Origin of the sequence: Roseateles sp., from assembly GCF_019237615.1 — a bacterium.
Classification (GTDB): domain Bacteria; phylum Pseudomonadota; class Gammaproteobacteria; order Burkholderiales; family Burkholderiaceae_C; genus Pelomonas.
Genome location: NZ_JAFAGT010000033.1, coordinates 40163 through 59546, shown reverse-complemented (window position 1 = coordinate 59546; position 19384 = coordinate 40163). Strand labels below are relative to the sequence as shown.

Here is a 19384-nt window from a genome sequence, read left to right as displayed (position 1 = left end):
GCCTTTCTCGCAAGCGTTTGATCGATTCGCACGGACAAACGCGGGGACACTGGCCTCGGATCCACGCACTCTCGGTCTGCCCATGCCTGCTGTCCTGCCGCCTGCCCTGCCGAACCGCACCGCCATCTGGTTGGCCGCGCTGTTGATGTGCTCAGCAGCCGGTGCGCAGGACCTGCCGGGCCAGGCGCCCACCACCCTCGGCGCCACGCAGGCCGAGGCGCCGCTGGCCGCCACCAAGGGTGCGAAGACCTTTCTGATGTCGGCCTTCATGGCCACCTCGCAGAACAAGCTGAGCCTGTTCTCGTCGGCCGACGGCGTCACCTTCACCTCGCTGGGCTCCGAGGTCTATCAACCGCCCAAGGACCTGCTGCGCGACCCGTCCATCATCCGCGCGGCCGACGGCCTCTACTACATCGCCTACACGACCAACTGGTCGGGCTCCACCTTCGGCATCGCCAAGTCGGCCGACCTGAGAAGCTGGACGCATGTGGCCGATGTGCCGGTGCAGCTACCGGGCGCCGATGAAAAGGTCAGCAACGTCTGGGCGCCCGAGTGGTTCCGCGAATCCGACGGCAGCCTGAAGCTCATCGTGAGCCTGTCCAGGACCGGCACGCAAGGGCCGTTCGCCGCCTATTCGGTGAAGGCGCTGGACGCGAGCTTCACGAAGTTTGCCGACCCCGTGCCCATGCGGGGGCTGGAGAACAACTACATCGACACCTTCGTCATCCAGCACGAAGGCCGCTACGTCGCGTTCGCGAAGAACGAGACGACCAAGTTCATCGAGCTGGCGACCGCCCCGTCGCTGGACGGCCCCTGGGCCCTGCAGCGGACCGGCGACTGGGCCGGCTGGGGCGGTCCGTCGGAAGGCCAGGCCCTGGTGCCCATAAAGGGTGCTGATGGCAAGTCGGGCTGGCGCATCTATTTCGATGACTACACGACCAAGCGCTACTGGTACTCCGACAGCTTCGACGGCCTCCAGACCTGGACGCCCAGGAAGGAGCTGGGCGGCGTGTCGGGTACCGTGCGCCACTTCACCGTCATCTCCGAGGACACGGCGCAACTGGAGCGCGCGACGGCGCCCAAGGCCAAGCCGAAGACTGTCACCTGGGACCGCCACTCGCTGATCATCGACGGCAAGCGCGAGATGATCTTCGGCGGCGAGTTCCATCCCTTCCGCCTGCCCTCGCCCAGCCTGTGGCGAGACGTGCTGCAGAAGATGAAGGCATCCGGCCTGAATGCCGTGGCCTTCTACTTCAGCTGGGGCTACCACTCGGCCAAGCCCGGCCACTACGACTTCACCGGCATCCGCAACGTCGAGCGCGCCATCCAGATGGCCGAGGAGGAAGGCCTGTACGTCATCGCCCGCATGGGGCCCTATGTGAATGCCGAGCTGACGGCCGGCGGCTTCCCCGGCTGGCTGCTGCGCCAGCGCGTCGAGGCGCGCACCGACGCGGCCGAGTACCAGGCCGCCACCGACGAATGGATGACGCAGATCAACGCCATCCTGGCCCGCCATCAGATCACCAACGGCGGCGGCAACGTCATCGCCTACCAGCTGGAGAACGAGCTGTTCGCGGTGAACCCCAAGAACATCCGCCACATGCAGCACCTGGCGGACAAGGCGCGCGCCGACGGCATCACCGTGCCGCTGTTCCACAACGCCGCGTCGCGGCTGCCGGACTGGACGCCGAAGAACTCGACCGCCCCTTTCGCCAACCCCGGCCCGACTGACCTCTACGCGTTCGACGGCTACCCCGGCGGCGTCTGCGGCGTGGACGGCACGCCCGGCGCACCGGCGCCGGTGCAGGACTGGGGCATCTACGGCAGGAACTTCCCCAAGGTTGGCTCGCTCGCCTCGCCCAACACGCCGGGTTTCGTCGCCGAGATCGGCGCGGGCTGGTTCGACTACTGGGGCAGCAACGGCACCTACGAGTGCACGGCCAGGCGCCAGGGCCCAGGCTACCAGCGCGTGGTCTATGGCGGCAGCCTGATCAACTCGCTGACCATCCACTCCATCTACATGGCCTACGGCGGCACCAGCTGGGGCTGGCTGGGCGGGCCCGTGGTCTACACAAGCTACGACTACGGCTCGCCCATCAGCGAGTCGCGCGTGATGCGCGACAAGGCACTGGTGCTCAAGCAGATGGGCGGCCTGGTGCAGGCCGCCACGCCCGTGCTGGCGGCGATGGACAAGGGCGAGGTGCTGGACCCCGGCAACGCCAGGATCAGGCTCTATCACAACGTCAACAACGCGCTCGGCAGTCATGTGCTGCTGGCCCAGCACAACCACCTGAGCGGGACCGAGGCGTTCGGCTTCACGCTGCAGACCAGGGACGGCAGCTACCAGATCCCGCAGGCCGGCAGGCTGACGTTGACCGGCCAGGACGCCAAGATGCTGCTGGCCAGCTACGCGCTGGAGCGCCAGCACCTGGTCTACAGCACCAGCGAGCTGCAGGCACAACTGCAGCAGGACGCGCGCGACGTGGCACTGCTGTATGGCCGCAATGGCGACGATGGCGAGACCGTACTGCGCTTCGCGAGCAAGCCCCAGGTCAAGCTGCTGCGCGGCCAGGCACAGGTGAACTGGGACGCCAAGCGCGGCGACCTGCGCCTGAACTACCAGCATCGCGACCTCACCGAAGTGCTGATCAGCGGCGCCGGCCGTGCACCGCTGCTGCTGCTGATCGCCGACGAGAAGACCGGCCAGGAGTTCTGGCGCCTGCATGCCGGCACACAGGCCGTCCTCGTGCGCAGCCCCGCCCTGGTGCGCACGGCGACCATCGAAGGCAGGACGCTGAAGCTGACCGGCGACACGACAGCGCCGAGCATGCTGCGCGCCTGGGTGCCCGAAGGCATCACCGGACTGAGCTTCAACGGCCAGGCCGTCGCCAGCAGCGCGCAGGATTTCAGCCTCACCGCCCGCGCCGCCCTGCCGGGCCCTGACGCCGTCCAGCTACCCGACCTGGCGCAGTTGGCCTGGACGCGCCGCTTCGACTCGCTGGAGGCCGCCCCCGACTTCGACGACAGCACCTGGCGCAATGCCGACGCGAGCGCCTCGGCCGCCAACGTCTACACGGCGCCGGACAAGGGCCAGCCCGTGCTGGCGATGAGCGACTACGGCTTCCACCACGGCGACGTCTGGTACCGCGGCCGATTCACGACGAGCACGTCCAAGCCCCTGCAACTGGAACTGTTCTTCGGTGGCGGCGGCGCCGGCCTGATCCAGGTCTGGGTGGATGGCAAGTTCATCGGCCAGCAGGACCACGACACCGGCCGGCCCTTCCCCGAGACCACCGACACCTTCAGGCATCTGCTGAAGGATCTGCCGCCGGGCGAGCACGTCATCGCCGTCGTCGTGCGCAACAACTCGCACAACTGGGACTTGTTCGCCGACGACGTGCACAAGGAGGCCCGCGGCCTGATCTCCGCGTCGCTCACCCCCAAAGGCGGCCAGCGCTTTGGTACGCCCATCGCGTGGAAGATCCAAGGCAACAAGGGCGGCGAGGACATCGCCGACCTCGTGCGCGGTCCGCTGAACAACGGCGGCCTGCAGGGCGAGCGCATGGGCTGGCACCTGCCCATCGACCCGGCCAAGCCGCAGGCTGGCTGGGTGGCAACCACGCCCGGCGCCGCGCCCCCGGCCGCCGGCACGTACTGGTTGCGCACGAGCTTCAAGCTGGACCTGCCGCAAGGCCACGACGTGCAGTTGGGCCTGGCCTTCGGCGACACGACGAAGCCTCGCTCCGAGGTGGATAACCGCGCGCTGATCTTCGTCAACGGCTGGAACCTGGGCCAGTTCATCGCCCACATCGGCCCGCAGCGCGTCTTCGTGCTGCCGCCCGGCATCCTCAACCCCAACGGCGACAACACGCTGACGCTGGCCGTCACGACCGACGGCGACGCAGCCAATGCGCTGGAGGCCGTGCGCCTGCTGCCGCTGGCCGTGGCTCGCGGTGGCGTGCCGCTGGAAGCCGTGGCGCAGCCACGCAGCCTGCAGCGGTGAGCATGCACCGTACCGGCCTTGCCATCACCCTGTTGGCGCTTGCCGGCTCTGCCCTGGCCCAGCGCCAGGAGCAGACGCTGGACAGCGGCTGGCGTTTCCACAAAAGCGATCCCGGCGCCGCCATGCAGCCGGCCTTCGACGACAGCGGCTGGCGGGCCGTGCGCGTGCCTCACGATTGGAGCCAGCACGAGCCCTTGCGCGCCGAGCACGGGAGCGGCAACGGCTATGCGGCCGGCGGCATCGCCTGGTACCGCCGCAGCTTCGCCGTGGGCGCCGAGCAGAAGGGCCGCCTCGCGCGCGTCACCTTCGATGGCGTCTACGACCATGCGCAGGTCTGGATCAACGGCAGCTACGTCGGCGGCCGACCGTACGGCTACAGCAGCTTCCAGTTCGAGCTGACGCCCTACCTGAAGTTCGACGGCAGCCCCAACGTGCTGGCCGTGCGCGTGGACCACTCGCGGCAGATGGATTCGCGCTACTTCACCGGCTCCGGCATCTACCGCGACGTGCGGCTGAGCTTCACGGATGCGCTGCACATCGCGCCGTGGGGCAGCCAAGTGATGACGGCCAAGGTCGGCGCTGCCAGAGCCGACGTGAAGGCAGAAACGGAACTCGTCAACGCCGCGGCCGACGCCCGCCGGTTCACGCTGCGCAGCGAGGTCGTCGCGCCGGACGGCCGCATCGTCGCCGCGCGCGAAACGCAGGCCCGACTCGCCGCTGGCGAGCGTCGCGCACTCTCGCAGTCGCTGTCGGTCGACCGCCCACATCGCTGGTCGCCCGCGACACCCACCCTCTACACCTTGCGCCAAAGCGTGCTGGTGCAGGGAAAGCAGGTGGATCAGACCGACACGCCCTTCGGCATCCGCAGCTTCCGCTTCGACCCCGACACCGGCTTCACGCTGAACGGCCAGCCACTCAAGCTCAAGGGCGTTTGCCTGCACCATGATGCCGGCAGCCTGGGCGCGGCCGTGCCGGTGGCTGTGCTGGAGCGCCGGCTGCAGCAGTTGAAGGACATCGGCGTCAACGCCGTCCGCACCAGCCACAACCCACCGGCGCCCGAACTGCTGGACCTGGCGGACCGAATGGGATTTCTGGTGCAGGTCGAGGCCTTCGACGAGTTCTCGCCCACCAAGAACAAGTGGATAGAGGGCTGGAACGTCGGCGTGCCGGGCCGCCAGGGCTATGGCGAGGAGTTCGCCGCCTGGGGCGTGCGCGATGTCGAGGACATGGTAAGGCGCGACCGCAACCATCCCAGCATCGTCATGTGGAGCGTCGGCAACGAAGTCGACTACCCCAACGACCCGTTTTCCCACCCGGTGCTGGGCGCCAGGTACCGCGCCTCCGCGCCGCCGGCCAGCGACCTGGTTCGCTGGGGCCGGCCGCTGGTGGATGCCGTGCGCCGCATGGACCCGACCCGCCCCGTCACCGCGGCACTGGCCTCGGTGGAGATGAGCGACGCGGTGGGGTTCGCCGCACTGTTCGACATGGCCGGCTACAACTACCAGGAAGCCCGCTACGCGGCCGACCATGCGAAGCACCCGCGGCGCATCATCTACGGCAGCGAGAACCGCCACGACTACCGTGCCTGGGCCGTCGTGCGCGACACGCCCTACATCAGCGCCCAGTTTCTCTGGACCGGCTTCGACTACCTCGGCGAGGCCGGCCGCTGGCCGCTGCGTGCGGCGGACTTCGGCCTCTTCGATCTGGCCGGCTTCATGAAGCCACGCGGCGCCTTCCGCGCCAGCCTGTGGGCGACCGGGCCGGTCGTCTACCTGGCCGCCGCCACCGCCTCGGCAACGCAAATCGCGTCTGCCTCCGGCCAGGGCACGCCGCTGCTGGACCAGCAAAAGCGTGCCAAGGTCGCCGAGCATTGGAACTGGCCCGAGGGAGAGTCCATGGTCGTTTCGGCCTATGCCAACACGCCCGAGGTGCAGCTGTGGCTGAACGGCCTGTTGGTCGGCACGCAGCGGGCCGCCGATGCCGTCGAAGGCATCCTGAGCTGGACGCTGCCCTTCGAAGCCGGCGAGCTGAAGGCCGTGGGCCTGCAGGACGGCAAGCCCGCCGCCGAGTTCAAGCTCCAGACGGCAGGCACCGCCGCACGCATCGAGCTGCAGCGCGTGGGCAGCGGCCGGGACGGCGTCGAGCAGATCCAGTTCTTCGTCGTCGATGCCCTGGGCCGGCGCGTACCCGACGCGACGCACAAGCTGCGCTTCGACACCATGGGCCCGCTCGAGATCCTCGGCATCGGCAATGGCAGCCTCGCGGATGTGGATGATCCGCGTGATGCCGAGCATGCAGCCTACGAAGGGCGCGGCCTCGCCGTCCTGCGCCGCACCGGCAACACATCACCCGCGCACCTGCGCGTCTCGGCCCCCGGCCTCGTGCCGGCCGAGCTGAACCTCTAAGCAGTACACAGAGAGACAAGACCATGTCCAAGCAAGTCCTCAAGCCCGTCGACTCCTCCAGGATCCACCCGCTGCTGGCCCATCACGCGGCCCACCTCGGCGCGGACCGCGACGACATCCGCGGCGCCATAGCCCGCCTCATCGACAACCTGATCCACATCGAGGACCAGGACGGCAAGTTCCTGCTGCGCCTGGACGATGGCCGCGTGCTGGACACCAAGGGCTGGAACGGCTTCGAGTGGACCCACGGCGTGGGCCTTTACGGCGTCTACAAGGTCTGGGAGCTGACCGGCGACCCCAAGGCCTGGGACATCATGACCGACTGGTTCGAGGCACGGTTCAAGGAGGGCATGCCCAGCCGCAACATCAACACGGTGGCGCCCTTCCTGACCCTGGCCTATCTGTTCGAGCGCAGTGGCGAGCGCCGCTTCCTGCCTTACATCGACCGCTGGGCGGAATGGGTCTACCACGAACTGCCGCGCACCGAGGAAGGCGGCTTCCAGCACATCGTCTACAACAGTGTCAACCACCAGCAGCTGTGGGACGACACGCTGATGATGTCGGTGCTGCCGCTGGCCAAGTTCGGCCTGCTGCTGAACCGCCCGCACTATGTCGAGGAGGCCAAGCGCCAGTTCCTCGTCCACATCAAGTACCTGGCCGACCGCAAGACCGGTCTTTGGTTCCATGGCTGGACCTTCGACGGCCGTCACAACTTCGCCAACGCGCTGTGGGCACGTGGCAACTCCTGGGTCACCATCGTCATCCCGGAGTTCATCGAGCTGCTGAACCTGCCCGAAGGTGATGCCTTCCGTCAGTTCCTCGTCTCCACGCTGGAGGCCCAGGTCAAGGCGCTGGCGGGCTGCCAGTCAGCGTCCGGCCTGTGGCCCACGCTGCTGGACGACCCGACGTCGTACGACGAAGCCGCCGCGTCGGCCGGCTTCGCCTACGGCATCCTGAAGGCTGTCCGCAAGGGCTACATCTCCAAGGACTACGAGGCCTTCGGCGTGAAGGCCGCGCTGGCCGTGCGCAGCAAGATCAGCGACGCGGGCGAGCTGACCCAGGTCAGCTTCGGCACGCCGGTCTTCAACACGCTGCAGGAATACAAGGACATCCCGCTGACCTCAATGCCCTTCGGCCAAGCGATGGCGCTGCTGGCCATGGGCGAACTGCTCGTCCGCTTCATCTGAGGCCGACATGCAGCAGAAGAACCTTCACCCCGCGGCCCGCGAGCCTAACTGGATCAACTACTGGGGCTGGGGCTCGGGCGACATGCTGGGCGCCGGCGCCCAGGCCGTCATCACCGGCTGGCTGTTCTATTTCTTCACGACCTTCTGCGGCCTCAGCGCCGTGGAGGCCGGGCTGATCCTCGGCCTGCCGCGACTGCTGGAAGCCATCACCTGCCCGCTGATCGGCTATGTGTCCGACAACCTGCGCCACACCTGGGTGGGCCGCAAGATAGGCCGGCGCAAGGTCTTCCTGCTCATCACCATCCCGCTGCTGCCCAGCTTTGCGCTGATCTTCCGCACCGGCCACAGCTTCACCTACTACCTGCTGGCCTTCATCTTCTTCGAGCTGCTCTACACGATGTTTCTCATCCCCTGGGAAACGTTGGCGGCCGAGATGACCAAGGACTACAAGGCCAAGGCCAGGTTCGCCGGCGCACGCATGATCGTCGCGCAGAGTTCGGCCATCCTGGCCTCCTATCTGCCCACGCTGCTGATCAGCAGCTTCGGCGGCAAGGACTCGCCCGACACATTCTTCTGGATGGCGGCCATCTTCGGCGTCATCTTCTCGGTGGTCGTGCTCATCGTCGTGCTGACGAGCTGGGAGCGGCCCTATGGCCCGCGCGAGCAGGCCGTGTTGTCGCAGACCTATGGTGGCTTCAGCCTCAAGGCCGCGCTCAACCTGCCGGTCAAAATGTTCGGCGACCTGTTCTCCACGCTGAAGATCCGCGCCTTCCGCCAGCACCTGTCCATCTACCTGGGCGGCTACCTGTCGCAGGACATCTTCAATACCGCCTTCCCCATCTTCGTGGCGACGGTGCTGATGGGCGCAACCCTGGTCATCTCGCAGCTGATGACGGTCATGTACGTGGCGCAGCTGATCTCCGTCATGGTGGCCATCCAGATCGTGATCCGCACCGGCCCGGTGCTTGCCTACCGCATCGCCATCGGCCTGTTCGGCGCCGCGCTGCTGCTCTACCTGGGCTTCTACCTGACGCAGCCCGAAGGCTTCACCGCGGGCTTCCAGGCCCTGGGCGCCAACCTGTTCGGCGCGCTGGATCCCACGCGCACCGGGTTCTCGCCCGCCCTGGTGTTCTGGCTATTCGTGCCCATCGTGCTCGCCGGCCTGGGCCGCGGCACGCTGAACTTCGTTCCCTGGTCGGTCTACAACTACCTGCCCGACATCGACGAGGCTGTCACCGGTCAGCGTCGTGAGGGCATCTTTGCCGGCGTGATGACCTTGGTGCGCAAGGTGGCACAAAGTGCCGCCATCATCGCCAGCGGCTGGATCATCGAGCTGGGCGGCTATGTGTCGCCCAAGACCCGCCCGGGCGAGCTCATCGCGCAAACGCCCGAGGCCGTACAGACCATCACCGCGCTGATGGTGGGCGGGCCGCTGCTGCTGATGCTGCTGGGCCTGCTGGCCTCGTGGCGATTCCGCCTGAACGCCGACACGCATGCCGTGCTGGTGCACGAGGTGGAGCGCCTGCGCCAGGGTGCCACCGCGGCCGAGAGCGCCACCAACCGCCAGATCGTCGAAGGCCTGACCGGCTGGCCCTATGACCGCCTCTGGGGTCGCGGTGCCGCCCCCCAGTCCCAGGCCTCCCCAGTCCAACACGCCCGCACATGACCGACTTCAGCCGCCGCCACTTCTTCAAGACCGCCACGCTGCCCGTCGGTGGCCTGGCCAGCCTCGCCACCACGGCCACCATGGCTTCCACCGCGGCACCTGCGCAGGCTGCGGCACCGGCCGCGGTCGATCCGTCGGCGCTGCGCTGGCTGGACGGTGCCGCGCCCGAGCTGATGCTGGGCGCCACGCTGGGCCTGCCCTGGCCGCGTGGCGAGCAGCCCAGGGGCCAGGACTTCCACGCCTTGGACGCCGACGGCAGACCGCTGCCGCTGCAGACCTGGCCGTTGGCCTACTGGCCCGACGGCTCGCTGAAGTGGACGGCCCACGCGCTGCCCGCCGGCGTCGCCACCGGCGCCGCGCCGCGCATCCGCCCCGGCAAGGGCACGGCCGCGGCTGGTGCCAGGCTCAGCGTCAAGGACCTGCCGGACGCCGTCGAGGTCGACACCGGCGTCATTCGCTGCCGGTTGCCACGCCAGGGAGCCCAGCTCATCCAGGGCATAGAACGCGATGGCCGGGCGGTGATGGGCGGCTGCACGCTGGTCGCGCAGACCGACGACAAGCCCGATGCCGGGCAGGGTCCCGTCACGCAGACCGCTTTCCAGAGCCGCATTGCCAAGCTTACCGTCGAGCAGGCCGGCCCGGTGCGCGCGGTCGTCAAGGTGGACGGCCAGCACCGCAGCGCCGCCGGTCGCGAGTGGCTGCCGTTCTCGGTGCGTTTCTATTTCTACGCCGGCGCCGAATCGCTGCGCGTCATGCACAGCTTCGTCTTCGACGGCGACGAGCACCGCGACTACCTCCGCGGCATAGGCCTGCGCTTCGACGTGCCGCTGCGCGACGCGCTGCACGACCGCCATGTGCGCTTCGCCGGCGAAGCCGGTGGGTTGTGGGCCGAGGGCGTGCGTAACCTCACCGGCCTGCGCCGCGACCCCGGCGCCGCCGTGCGCGAGGCCCAGCTGGCCGGCCGCGCTACGCCGCCGCTGGCGCAATGGGGCGCGCAGGTGCGCCAGCTGCACCACCGCATCCCCGCCTGGGGCGACTACACGCTGAGCCAGCTCAGCGCCGATGGCTTCCAGATCAAGAAGCGCACCCAGCCCGGCCATGGCTGGATTCCGGCGGCCTTTGGCAAGCGCGCGCCGGGCACGGGCTATGTCGGCGGCGCAACGGGAGGCGTGGCCTTCGGCCTGCGCGACTTCTGGCAACGCCACCCGACACAGCTGGACATCCGCAACGCCCACACCGATGCCGCGCAGGTGACTCTGTGGATGCACTCCCCCGAGGCGCCGGCCATGGACCTGCGCTTCTATCACGACGGCCTGGGCATGGAGACCCACGAGCAGGAGCTCGAAGGCCTGGAGATGACCTACGAAGACTACGAGAAGGGCTTCGGCACGCCCATGGGCATCGCGCGCAGCAGCGAGCTCACGCTGTGGGCACTGGCCGCCACGCCCAGCCGCGAGCGCCTGGTGCAGATGGCCGCCGCCGTGCAGACGCCGCCGCAACTGGCCGCCGCGCCGCAGCGCTATCTGCAGGCGGGCGTGTTCGGCCGGCTGTGGAGCCTGCCCGACCGCTCCACGCCCATGCGCCAGAAAATCGAGGACAGGCTGGACTTCCTCTTCGGCTTCTACGCCAAGGAGGTCGAGCAGCGCCACTGGTACGGCTTCTGGGACTATGGCGACATCCGCCACACCTACGACGCCGACCGCCATGAGTGGCGCTACGACGTGGGCGGCTTCGCCTGGGACAACTCGGAGCTGTCGCCCGACCTCTGGCTCTGGTACGCCTACCTGCGCAGCGGCCGCGCCGACATCTTCCGCTTCGCCGAGGCCATGGTGCGCCACACCAGCGACGTGGACATCTATCACGCCGGCCGCTTCCAGGGCCTGGGCACGCGCCACAACGTGCAGCACTGGGGCTGCAGCGCCAAGCAGGCGCGCATCTCCACGTCCGCCTACCGGCGCTTCTACTACTACCTGACGGCCGACGAACGCGTGGGCGACGTCATGCGCGAGGTGCTGAACGCCGACGCCAAGATGGACGAGGTGGACCCGGTACGCAAGATCGCCGGCCGCGTGGACAAGGGCCCCTGGCCCGCGCGCATCGGCTTCGGCACCGACTGGGGCTCCGTCGTCGCGAACGTGCTGACCGAATGGGAACGCAGCGGCGACGTCCGCTGGCGCAACAAGCTGCTGCGCGGCATGAAGGGCATCGCGGCCATGCCGCATGGCTTCTTCACCGGCAGCGGCGGCTACGAGCCGGGCGGGCCCAACGAAGGCGCCTTCCACAACGTCAGCGGCGACAAGGTCAGCGCCAGCCACCTGAGTGCGGTCTTCGGCGCCGTCGAGATGCTGGCCGAGCTGGTGGACTTGATCGACATGCCCGAGTTCAGGCAGGCCTGGCTGCAGTACTGCGCGCTCTACAACGCGCCGCGCGAGCAGCAGGTCAAGGCCCTGGGCATGCCGCACGGCGGCAGCCCGGTGCTCAGCGTGGGCCACTCACGCCTGACCGCCTACGCCGCCGCGCAGCTCAGGGACCCGGCGCTGGCGCAGCGGGCCTGGAAGGAATTCCTCGGCGACGGCCGCTTCGGCGCCAAGCCGCTGAAGACCACGCGCATCGCCGGCCCGCTGGCGCTGAACCCGGTGGACGAGGCGCCCTGGATCAGCACCAACGACACCGCGCAGTGGGGACTGGCCGCCATCCAGAACCTGGCACTGGTCGGCGAGCACCTGAAGGATTGACGTGAAGCGCCTGCTGCTCGTCGCCGGCCTGCTCGCCGCGCCCGCCTGGGCGCAGGTGCCGCTGCGCTTCGCCTTCGATGGCCAGCCCGCCGCCGGCGAGGTCGCGGTGCGGGCCGACACCTTGTACAGCCGCGAGCGCGGCTACGGCTTCGAGCCCGGCGCGCCGCGCAACGCGGCCGGCCTGCCCTTCTTCTTCTCGGTGGACCTGCCCGACGGCAACTATCGCGTGACCGCCACGCTGGGCGACCAGGACGCCAGCGACACGACGATCAAGGCCGAGCTGCGGCGCCTGATGCTGGACAGCGTCCAGTTGCCCGCCGGCAAGACCGAGACGCGCAGCTTCATCGTCAACGTGCGCACGGCCAGCATCGCCGCCGCGCCTGGCGTGGAGGCCGGCCGCGTGAAGCTCAAGGAGCGCGAGATCGTCGGCGAGGCCTGGGCCTGGGACCGCCGCCTGACGCTGGAGATCAACGGCAGCCGGCCGGCGCTGACGCGCCTGCGGCTCGAGCCGGTGAACATGCCCACCGTCTACCTGCTGGGCGATTCCACGGTGGCCGACCAGTCCGGCGAGCCCTATGCCAGCTGGGGCCAGATGCTCACGCTGCTGTTCAAGCCCACGGTGGCGGTGTCCAACCATGCCGAGTCCGGCGAGACCCTGCGCGACTCGCTGGCGCGCCGGCGCCTGGACAAGATCCTGTCCACGCTGCAGCCCGGCGACACGGTGCTGCTGCAGTTCGGCCACAACGACCAGAAGCAGCAGAAGGATGGCAGCGGCAGCGCCCGGAGCTACCAGGCCGAGCTGCGCGCCCATGCCGAGCGCATCCTCGCGCGCGGCGGCGTGCCGGTCGTCGTGTCGTCCATGGAGCGACGCAACTTCGACGAACAGGGGCGGCTGCGGCCCAGCCTGACCGAGTACGCCGACGCGGCGCGCGCCGTAGCCCGGGACATGAAGCTGGCCTTCATCGACCTCAACGCGATGAGCCAGCGGCTCTACGCGGCCCTGGGCGCCGAGCGCTCGCAGGCCATGCACCCGGTCAACAACGGCAAGCTGGACAACACCCACCACAACAGCTACGGCGCCATGCAGCTGGCGCGTTTGGTGGCGCTGGGCCTGAGGCAAGCCGGCGTGCCGGCGGCAGCTGAGCTGCGCGATGATCTCGGCCCCATCGACCCGGGCCGACCGCAGCCGCCGGAGCAGTTCCACGCCGCGGTGAGCCCCGGGTTCACACAACAACGACCGCTGGGCGACTGAACCCATGAGACTCCATGTCCTCGCCGTGGCGCTGGCCTGCGCCGCGCTGACCCATGCCCCCGCCGCGACGGCAGCGCCGCCCACGGCCGCGGAAGCGGTCACCGCGCAAGGCTTCTCGCCCGAACGGCTCAAGCGCCTGGACGCGGCGATTGACGAGCAGATCGCCAGCAAGCAGCTGGCCGGCGGCGTCATGGTCGTCATGCGCGACGGCAAGCCGGTCGTCTTCAAGGCCTATGGCCAGCGTGACGTCGAGAACGCCAGGCCCATGCGCACGGACACACTCTTCCGCATCGCGTCCATGAGCAAGGCACTCACGACCGTGGCGGCCATGATCCTCTACGAGGAAGGCCGTTTCCTGTTGAAGGACCCGGTGGCGCGCTACCTGCCCGCCTTCGCCAACCTGCAGGTGGCCCTGCCCGGCGGCGGCACCGAGAAGCCACGCCGCGCGCTGACTATCCACGACCTGCTGACCCACACGGCCGGCATGAGCTACGGCTCCGGCCCGGCCAAGGCCGCCTACGACGCGGCCGGCATGAAGGACTGGTACCTCGTCGGCAACGACGAGACGCTGGCCCAATGGACCGACCGCTTCGCCGCGCTGCCGCTGCAGGGCCAGCCGGGCGAGCAGTTCATCTACGGCTATGCGACCGACGTGCTGGGGCGCCTCGTCGAGGTGGTGTCCGGCCAGCCGCTGGACCAGTTCATCAAGACCCGCATCACCGACCCGCTGCGCATGCCCGACACCGGTTTCGCCGTGGCGCCCGCGAACGTGGAACGGCTGGCCCATGTCTACGGCCTTGAGGGCGGCCAGCTCAAGCTGATGGAGACAGCCGCGAAGAGCGACTTCGTCAACGGCCCGCACAAGCTGATGTCCGGCGGCGCCGGCATGCTGAGCACCGCCGGCGACTACGCGCGCTTCCTTCAGATGCTGCTGAACAAGGGCGAGCTGGACGGCGTGCGCATCCTCGCGCCCAAGACCGTGGAGCTGATGACGGCCGACCACCTCGGCGGCCGCTACCGCGGCGACGCCGACGGCTTCGGCCTGGGCTTCTGGGTCAACGTGCGACGCGGCGGCTTCACCGAGCTGGGCACCGAAGGCGCCTTCGGCTGGGGAAGCGCCTATTTCCCGCAGTACACGGTGGACCCAAAGGAGCGCCTCGTCATCCTGCTGATGACGCAGCTGCGGCCCGCCGGCAACTCAACGCTGCACCTGCGCGTGCGCACGCTGACCTACCAGGCCCTCATCCACTGAGCGCCGCCACGGCCGGGCCCAGGTGCTCGAACGCAACTGCCGGCGCGAGCCGGCTGTCTTCATCTGGACTGCAGAGCAGCCTGCCAGCCGTCGCGGTAGGCCCGCCAGCCCGGCGGGCTCCATGCGCGCACCGGCGCCGCGCCGCCCTCGGGCTCTCGCCCCCAGGCGTCCAGCATCCAGGCACCGCAGGTGGTGCCGCTGCTGTCGTCCGACACGGTCACGTCGCGCCCCGGCGCCAGCCCGGCCAGCAAGGGCCCGAACCAGGGATTGGCCGTGAACGCGCCCTCGACGACGACGCGGCCGCTGGCGCCCAACGCGTCCAGGCAATGGTCCGTCATCAGCACGACGTAGAGCGTCGCCAGCGCCGCGCGCTCGGCATCGGTCTGCGGCATGGCGCCGGTCACGCGGCCCACCCGGCCCGCGAACGGCCCGCCCGCCTCCGCGAAGCAGGGCAGCGCCATCGTGCCGCGCGCGATCAGCCGCTCGACGTCCTCGGCCGCGAACGCGGCGGGCTGTTCGCCAGCGATGGCACCGAACTCGCGGCCGCCCATGAAGCGCATGCAGGGCACGGCCTCGCCGAAGACGTTGCAATTGGCCAGCATGTCCAGGGCCTCGACCAGGGGCCGGGTCGCCGAGCCCAGCGCCGCCGCGATGACCCAGGTGCCGGTGGACAGCACCGTGCAGGGGCCACCCTGTTGCAGCGTCAGCAGATGGCGCAGCAGCGAGGCATTGCTGTCATGAATGCCACAGACGATCTCACAGTCGGCCGGCAGCCCGGTGTCGGCGGCGAGCTCGGGCCGCAGCCTGCCCAGCCGCGCCCAAGCCTCGCGTCGCGCCGGGAAGAGCGGCTCCCAGCCGTGGCGCTCGACCAAGCTGGACCAGCGACCCTGCGCCGGCCGCCACAGGTCGGTATGGCAGCCCAGCGACGTGACCTCGCTGGCCGCGACGCCGCACAGCCGCCAGGCCCAGTACTGCGGGTACAGCAGCACATGGCGGGCACGGGCGAACTCGGCGGGGAAGCGCCCCTGCAGCCAGTCGAGCTGGCGGCCCAGGTTGAGGCCGGCCGGCAGCAGCGGCGAGCCGCTCTCGCCGAAGGCCGGCCGCAGCGACTCATAACGCGCCTCATCGGCGGCATCTCCCGGCACATGCTCATAGTCCAGCACAGGCAGCACCAGGCCCGCCTCGTCGACCAACGCAGCCGTGGCGCCATGCGTGACCGGCACGATGGCGCGTATGCGCGCCAGCGCCGACAGCTCGCGCAGCTGACCCAGCATCCAGACCCACAGCCGCTCGGTGTCGTGATGCGGATAGGGCCCGACGCGGCGCACCGTGTTGGGCGTGCGCGCCTCGGCAAGGGTCTTGCCGGCCGCGTCGATCAGCGTGAGCTTGGCGTTGGTCTTGCCGATGTCGAGGACAACTGTGCCGGGGACGACGCTCAAGAGTTCAGCCCCGCATGGCGTCCATAGGCGCCGGCTTCCAGCACGGCCGCGTAGTCGTGCGAGCTCATGGCCGAAGCCTCCACGACCCTGGGGTCCACCGCTTCGGGCTCCACGGTGATGACGCGCACGCCGTAATGCTCCAGCAGTTGCACGGCGCTGTCGGACGCACCGGTGTCGGTGATGACGGTGGAGACGCGGTTCAGCCCGCACAGCACCAGGCCGGCCTTGCGCTGGAACTTGGAGCTGTCCACCAGCACGACCAGTTCCTCGGCCTGGCCGATGAGGCGCTTCTCGGCCTGGATCAGCAGCGGGTCGGCTTCCATCAGGCCCAGGATGGACAGGCCGTAGACGCCCATGAACATCTTGGCCGCGTAATGGTGCTGGGCGACGTCGTTCTCGAACGGGCTGAGGATGACGTTCTGCTCGCGGTAGACCCGCCCGCCCGGCAGGATGATTTCGTTGTCGCTGGTGACGAGCAGGCGCTCGGCCATCAGGAAGGAATTCGTGAGAATCTTCAGCTGTTTCTCGACGAGAAACTCCGCCATCATGAACGTGGTGGTTCCACCGTTGATGATGATGGTTTCTCCGTTATTGCACATCGAGGTGGCATAACGGGCGATGGCGCGCTTGGCCGCAGTATTCTGCTGGGCGTTGTTTTGAAATGTCTCGCTGGACAGCGTATAAGACTTTTTCTTCTGCTCCAGTCTTTGCGCGCCACCACGGGTACGCGTCAACTGGTTTTTCGCGGCCAGCCATGAAATATCCCGGCGTACGGTGGCGGCGGATGCCGACAACCACTCCATCAATTGCTGGACGCTGGCGTGCTCGCGCTCGTCCAGTAGTTTTAGCAGGCGTTTGTGGCGCTTGTGATTGATCATGAGGATCACCTTCTCGGGCGTCCCGGAGAACCGGCGGCGACCGTTGTCTCGTATTTATGGAACCCAGCCTCTGGAGGGCGGGCATCGTTTGGCTTGGCGGCCCGGCTGAGGCCGGGTCGGGGCGTGCGGCTGGAGGGCGTAGGCGACGGCCGCCGGAGGTACGTCCACTCACGCTGGGAATCAATCAAAGCCTGGGTGAAACGCCGTTCCAAGTGCAGATTACGTCAGGTGCGTGACAGCGTCAATCAGGAAACGCTCACGGCCGTGAGCGTTTCGTGAGCGGCGGCATGGCCGGCGGCGCTTTCGCTCATCCTTTTGATTTACTGCGCAGGCTCCGCGCATCGCGCAGTGTTTCGCTCCACACTGCGGCCCGCTAACCCGCCAGACGCGGGCCCCGGGGACCGCAGGCCGCGGCCATGGGGACAAGTGACGGACCTTATACAGGCAAGCTGATGACTGCAATTTCCCAAACCCCGACACAAACCCCGATCGTCTCGAAGTGGGACGACGACGTCGCGGCCAAACTGAGCGAACCCGAACTGCTGCTTTATCGCTCCAATCTGCTGGGGTCGGATCTGCGCGTCACGAATTTCGGTGGCGGCAATACCTCGGCCAAGGTCAGGATGAAGGATTACCTGACCGGCGCGGACGTCGAGGTGCTGTGGGTCAAGGGCTCGGGCGGGGACTTGGGATCCATCAAGCTCGATGGCTTCTCCACGCTCTACATGGACAAGCTGCTGGCGCTCAAGACGCGTTATCGCGGCCTGGAACATGAAGACGAGATGGTGGATTACCTGCCGCACTGCACGTACAACCTGAATCCGCGCGCCGCGAGTATCGACACACCGCTGCACGCCTATATCCCGAAGGCGCATGTGGACCACATGCACCCGGACGCCATCATCGCCATCGCCGCCTGCGCCGACAGCCGCCGCCTGACCGAGGTGATCTTCGGCGGCGAGTTGGGCTGGCTGCCCTGGCAGCGCCCCGGCTACGACCTGGGCCTGAAGCTCGAAGCCCTGGCCACGTCGCAGCCTCAGCTGAAAGGCATCATCCTGGAAGGCCACGGCCTCTTCACCTGGGGTGACACGGCCAAGAGCTGCTACGAGATCACGCTGCAGATGATCCGCCTGGCCGAGGAGTGGCTGGGCGAGAACGTCAAGCAGCCGGTGTTCGGCGGCGTCAAGACAAACACCCTGCCCGCCGAGCAGCGTGCCGCTCTGGCCGCCAAGCTGATGCCTGCGCTGCGCGGCCGCATCAGCGCTGGTGAGCGCAAGCTGGGCGACTTCAACGACAGCGCCGCGGTGCTGGAGTTCGTCGCCAGCCACGACTTGGTGCAACTGGCCGCCCTGGGCACCTCCTGCCCCGACCACTTCCTGCGCACCAAGATCCGCCCGCTGGTGCTGGACTTCGACCCGGCCAAGCCCGACATCGACGCGCTGCTGGCCGGCCTGGACAAGGCGCTGGAAGACTACCGCGCCGACTACACGGCCTACTACGAGCGCTGCAGGCGCCCGACCAGCCCGGCCGTGCGTGACGCCAACCCCGTCATCTACCTGATCCCCGGCGTGGGCATGCTGTCCTTCGCCAAGGACAAGGCCACCGCCCGCATCGCCGGCGAGTTCTACATCAACGCCATCAACGTGATGCGCGGCGCCAACGGCGTGGACACTTACGTCGGCCTGCCGGAGCAGGAAGCCTTCGACATCGAGTACTGGCTGCTCGAGGAGGCCAAGCTGCAGCGCATGCCCAAGCCCAAGAGCTTGGCCGGCCGCGTGGCCCTGGTCACCGGCGGCGCCGGTGGCATCGGCCAGGCCGTGGCCCGACAGCTGCTGCAGGAGGGCGCCTGCGTGATGCTGACCGACATCGACGGCGCCGCGCTGGCCGAAGCCCGGGCCAACCTGCTGAAGGTGGCCGGCAAGGACAACATCGCCACCGTGCAGGGCAACATCACCTCCGAAGCCGAGGTGGAGGCCGTGCTGTCCGCCACCGCGCTGCGCTTCGGCGGCCTGGACATCCTCGTCTCCAACGCCGGCATCGCCTCCGCCGCGCCGCTGGAGGACACGACGCTGGAGATCTGGCAGCGCAACCAGGACATCCTGGTCACCGGCTACTTCCTGGTCGGCCGCGGCGCCTTCCGCCTGATGAAGCAGCAGAAGATCGGTGGCTCCATGGTGTTCGTGGCCAGCAAGAACGGCCTGGTCGCCTCCGCCGGCGCGTCGGCCTACTGCACGGCCAAGGCTGCAGAGATCCACCTGGCCCGCTGCATCGCGCTGGAAGGCGCGGCCGTCGGCGTGCGCGTCAACGTCGTCAATCCCGACGCCGTCATCCGCGGCTCCCGCATCTGGGATGGCAAGTGGAAGGAAGAGCGCGCCGCATCGAACAAGATCGACTCGGACAACATCGAAGAGTTCTACCGCCAGCGCAGCATGCTCAAGCTCAGCGTGCTGCCCGAGGACATCGCGGAGGCGGTGTACTTCCTGGCCAGCGACAAGTCCGGCAAGAGCACCGGCAATGTGCTGAACGTGGACGCCGGCAACGCCGCCGCGTTCACCCGCTGAGAATCG

At 68.5% G+C, this 19384-nt stretch carries 10 protein-coding genes; 8 read left to right on the top strand and 2 right to left on the bottom strand.

Annotated features, from left to right (window positions below; genetic code table 11):
- Window positions 1-82 precede the first annotated feature (82 nt).
- From JOY88_RS06065 to JOY88_RS06035, 7 genes are read left to right on the top strand one after another with little or no spacing between them, the layout of a single operon-like run.
- Window positions 83-4003: a beta-galactosidase gene (locus JOY88_RS06065; protein ID WP_293501203.1), complete on the top strand. Its 3921-nt coding sequence runs from the start codon at window positions 83-85 to the stop codon at window positions 4001-4003.
- Window positions 4004-4005: 2 nt separating this feature from the next.
- A complete protein-coding gene (locus tag JOY88_RS06060; RefSeq protein WP_293501248.1) occupies window positions 4006-6408 on the top strand; it encodes a glycoside hydrolase family 2 TIM barrel-domain containing protein in 2403 nt (800 codons plus the stop codon).
- Window positions 6409-6431: 23 nt separating this feature from the next.
- Window positions 6432-7595, top strand: coding sequence for a beta-galactosidase BglB (bglB, locus tag JOY88_RS06055; RefSeq protein ID WP_293501201.1), 1164 nt, complete (start codon window positions 6432-6434; stop codon window positions 7593-7595).
- A 7-nt stretch (window positions 7596-7602) separates the two neighbouring features.
- On the top strand, window positions 7603-9261 hold the full coding sequence (locus JOY88_RS06050; RefSeq protein WP_293501199.1) for an MFS transporter: 1659 nt from the start codon (window positions 7603-7605) through the stop codon (window positions 9259-9261).
- Window positions 9258-11996 (top strand): exo-rhamnogalacturonan lyase family protein, encoded by a 2739-nt coding sequence (locus JOY88_RS06045; protein ID WP_293501198.1) that lies wholly within the window; start codon window positions 9258-9260, stop codon window positions 11994-11996. Before JOY88_RS06050 ends, JOY88_RS06045 begins: the two co-directional genes overlap by 4 nt.
- A 1-nt stretch (window position 11997) precedes the next feature.
- On the top strand, window positions 11998-13248 hold the full coding sequence (locus JOY88_RS06040) for a rhamnogalacturonan acetylesterase (protein ID WP_293501197.1): 1251 nt from the start codon (window positions 11998-12000) through the stop codon (window positions 13246-13248).
- Window positions 13249-13252: 4 nt separating this feature from the next.
- Window positions 13253-14500, top strand: coding sequence for a serine hydrolase domain-containing protein (locus JOY88_RS06035; protein ID WP_293501196.1), 1248 nt, complete (start codon window positions 13253-13255; stop codon window positions 14498-14500).
- 59 nt (window positions 14501-14559) lie between these two features.
- On the opposite strand, the gene JOY88_RS06030 is transcribed toward JOY88_RS06035, so the two are convergent.
- The gene (locus tag JOY88_RS06030) at window positions 14560-15939 is read right to left on the bottom strand and encodes an FGGY-family carbohydrate kinase (protein WP_293501195.1); all 1380 of its coding nucleotides are present in this window, start codon (window positions 15937-15939) and stop codon (window positions 14560-14562) included.
- Window positions 15936-16817: a DeoR/GlpR family DNA-binding transcription regulator gene (locus JOY88_RS06025; RefSeq protein WP_293501246.1), complete on the bottom strand. Its 882-nt coding sequence runs from the start codon at window positions 16815-16817 to the stop codon at window positions 15936-15938. The genes JOY88_RS06030 and JOY88_RS06025 overlap by 4 nt, the downstream gene beginning before the upstream one ends.
- A gap of 452 nt (window positions 16818-17269) precedes the next feature.
- Between JOY88_RS06025 and JOY88_RS06020 the strand changes: the two genes are divergently transcribed.
- A complete protein-coding gene (locus JOY88_RS06020; RefSeq protein ID WP_293501194.1) occupies window positions 17270-19378 on the top strand; it encodes a bifunctional rhamnulose-1-phosphate aldolase/short-chain dehydrogenase in 2109 nt (702 codons plus the stop codon).
- Window positions 19379-19384 lie beyond the last annotated feature (6 nt).

What these genes read in the sequence shown, in the direction of transcription:
- JOY88_RS06050 (WP_293501199.1), top strand. Translation starts at nt 7,603, where the DNA reads ATGCAGCAGAAGAACCTTCACCCCGCGGCCCGCGAGCCTAACTGGATC.
- bglB (WP_293501201.1), top strand. Translation starts at nt 6,432, where the DNA reads ATGTCCAAGCAAGTCCTCAAGCCCGTCGACTCCTCCAGGATCCACCCG.
- JOY88_RS06025 (WP_293501246.1), bottom strand. Translation starts at nt 16,817, where the DNA reads ATGATCAATCACAAGCGCCACAAACGCCTGCTAAAACTACTGGACGAG.
- JOY88_RS06020 (WP_293501194.1), top strand. Translation starts at nt 17,270, where the DNA reads ATGACTGCAATTTCCCAAACCCCGACACAAACCCCGATCGTCTCGAAG.
- JOY88_RS06035 (WP_293501196.1), top strand. Translation starts at nt 13,253, where the DNA reads ATGAGACTCCATGTCCTCGCCGTGGCGCTGGCCTGCGCCGCGCTGACC.
- JOY88_RS06060 (WP_293501248.1), top strand. Translation starts at nt 4,006, where the DNA reads ATGCACCGTACCGGCCTTGCCATCACCCTGTTGGCGCTTGCCGGCTCT.
- JOY88_RS06045 (WP_293501198.1), top strand. Translation starts at nt 9,258, where the DNA reads ATGACCGACTTCAGCCGCCGCCACTTCTTCAAGACCGCCACGCTGCCC.
- JOY88_RS06065 (WP_293501203.1), top strand. Translation starts at nt 83, where the DNA reads ATGCCTGCTGTCCTGCCGCCTGCCCTGCCGAACCGCACCGCCATCTGG.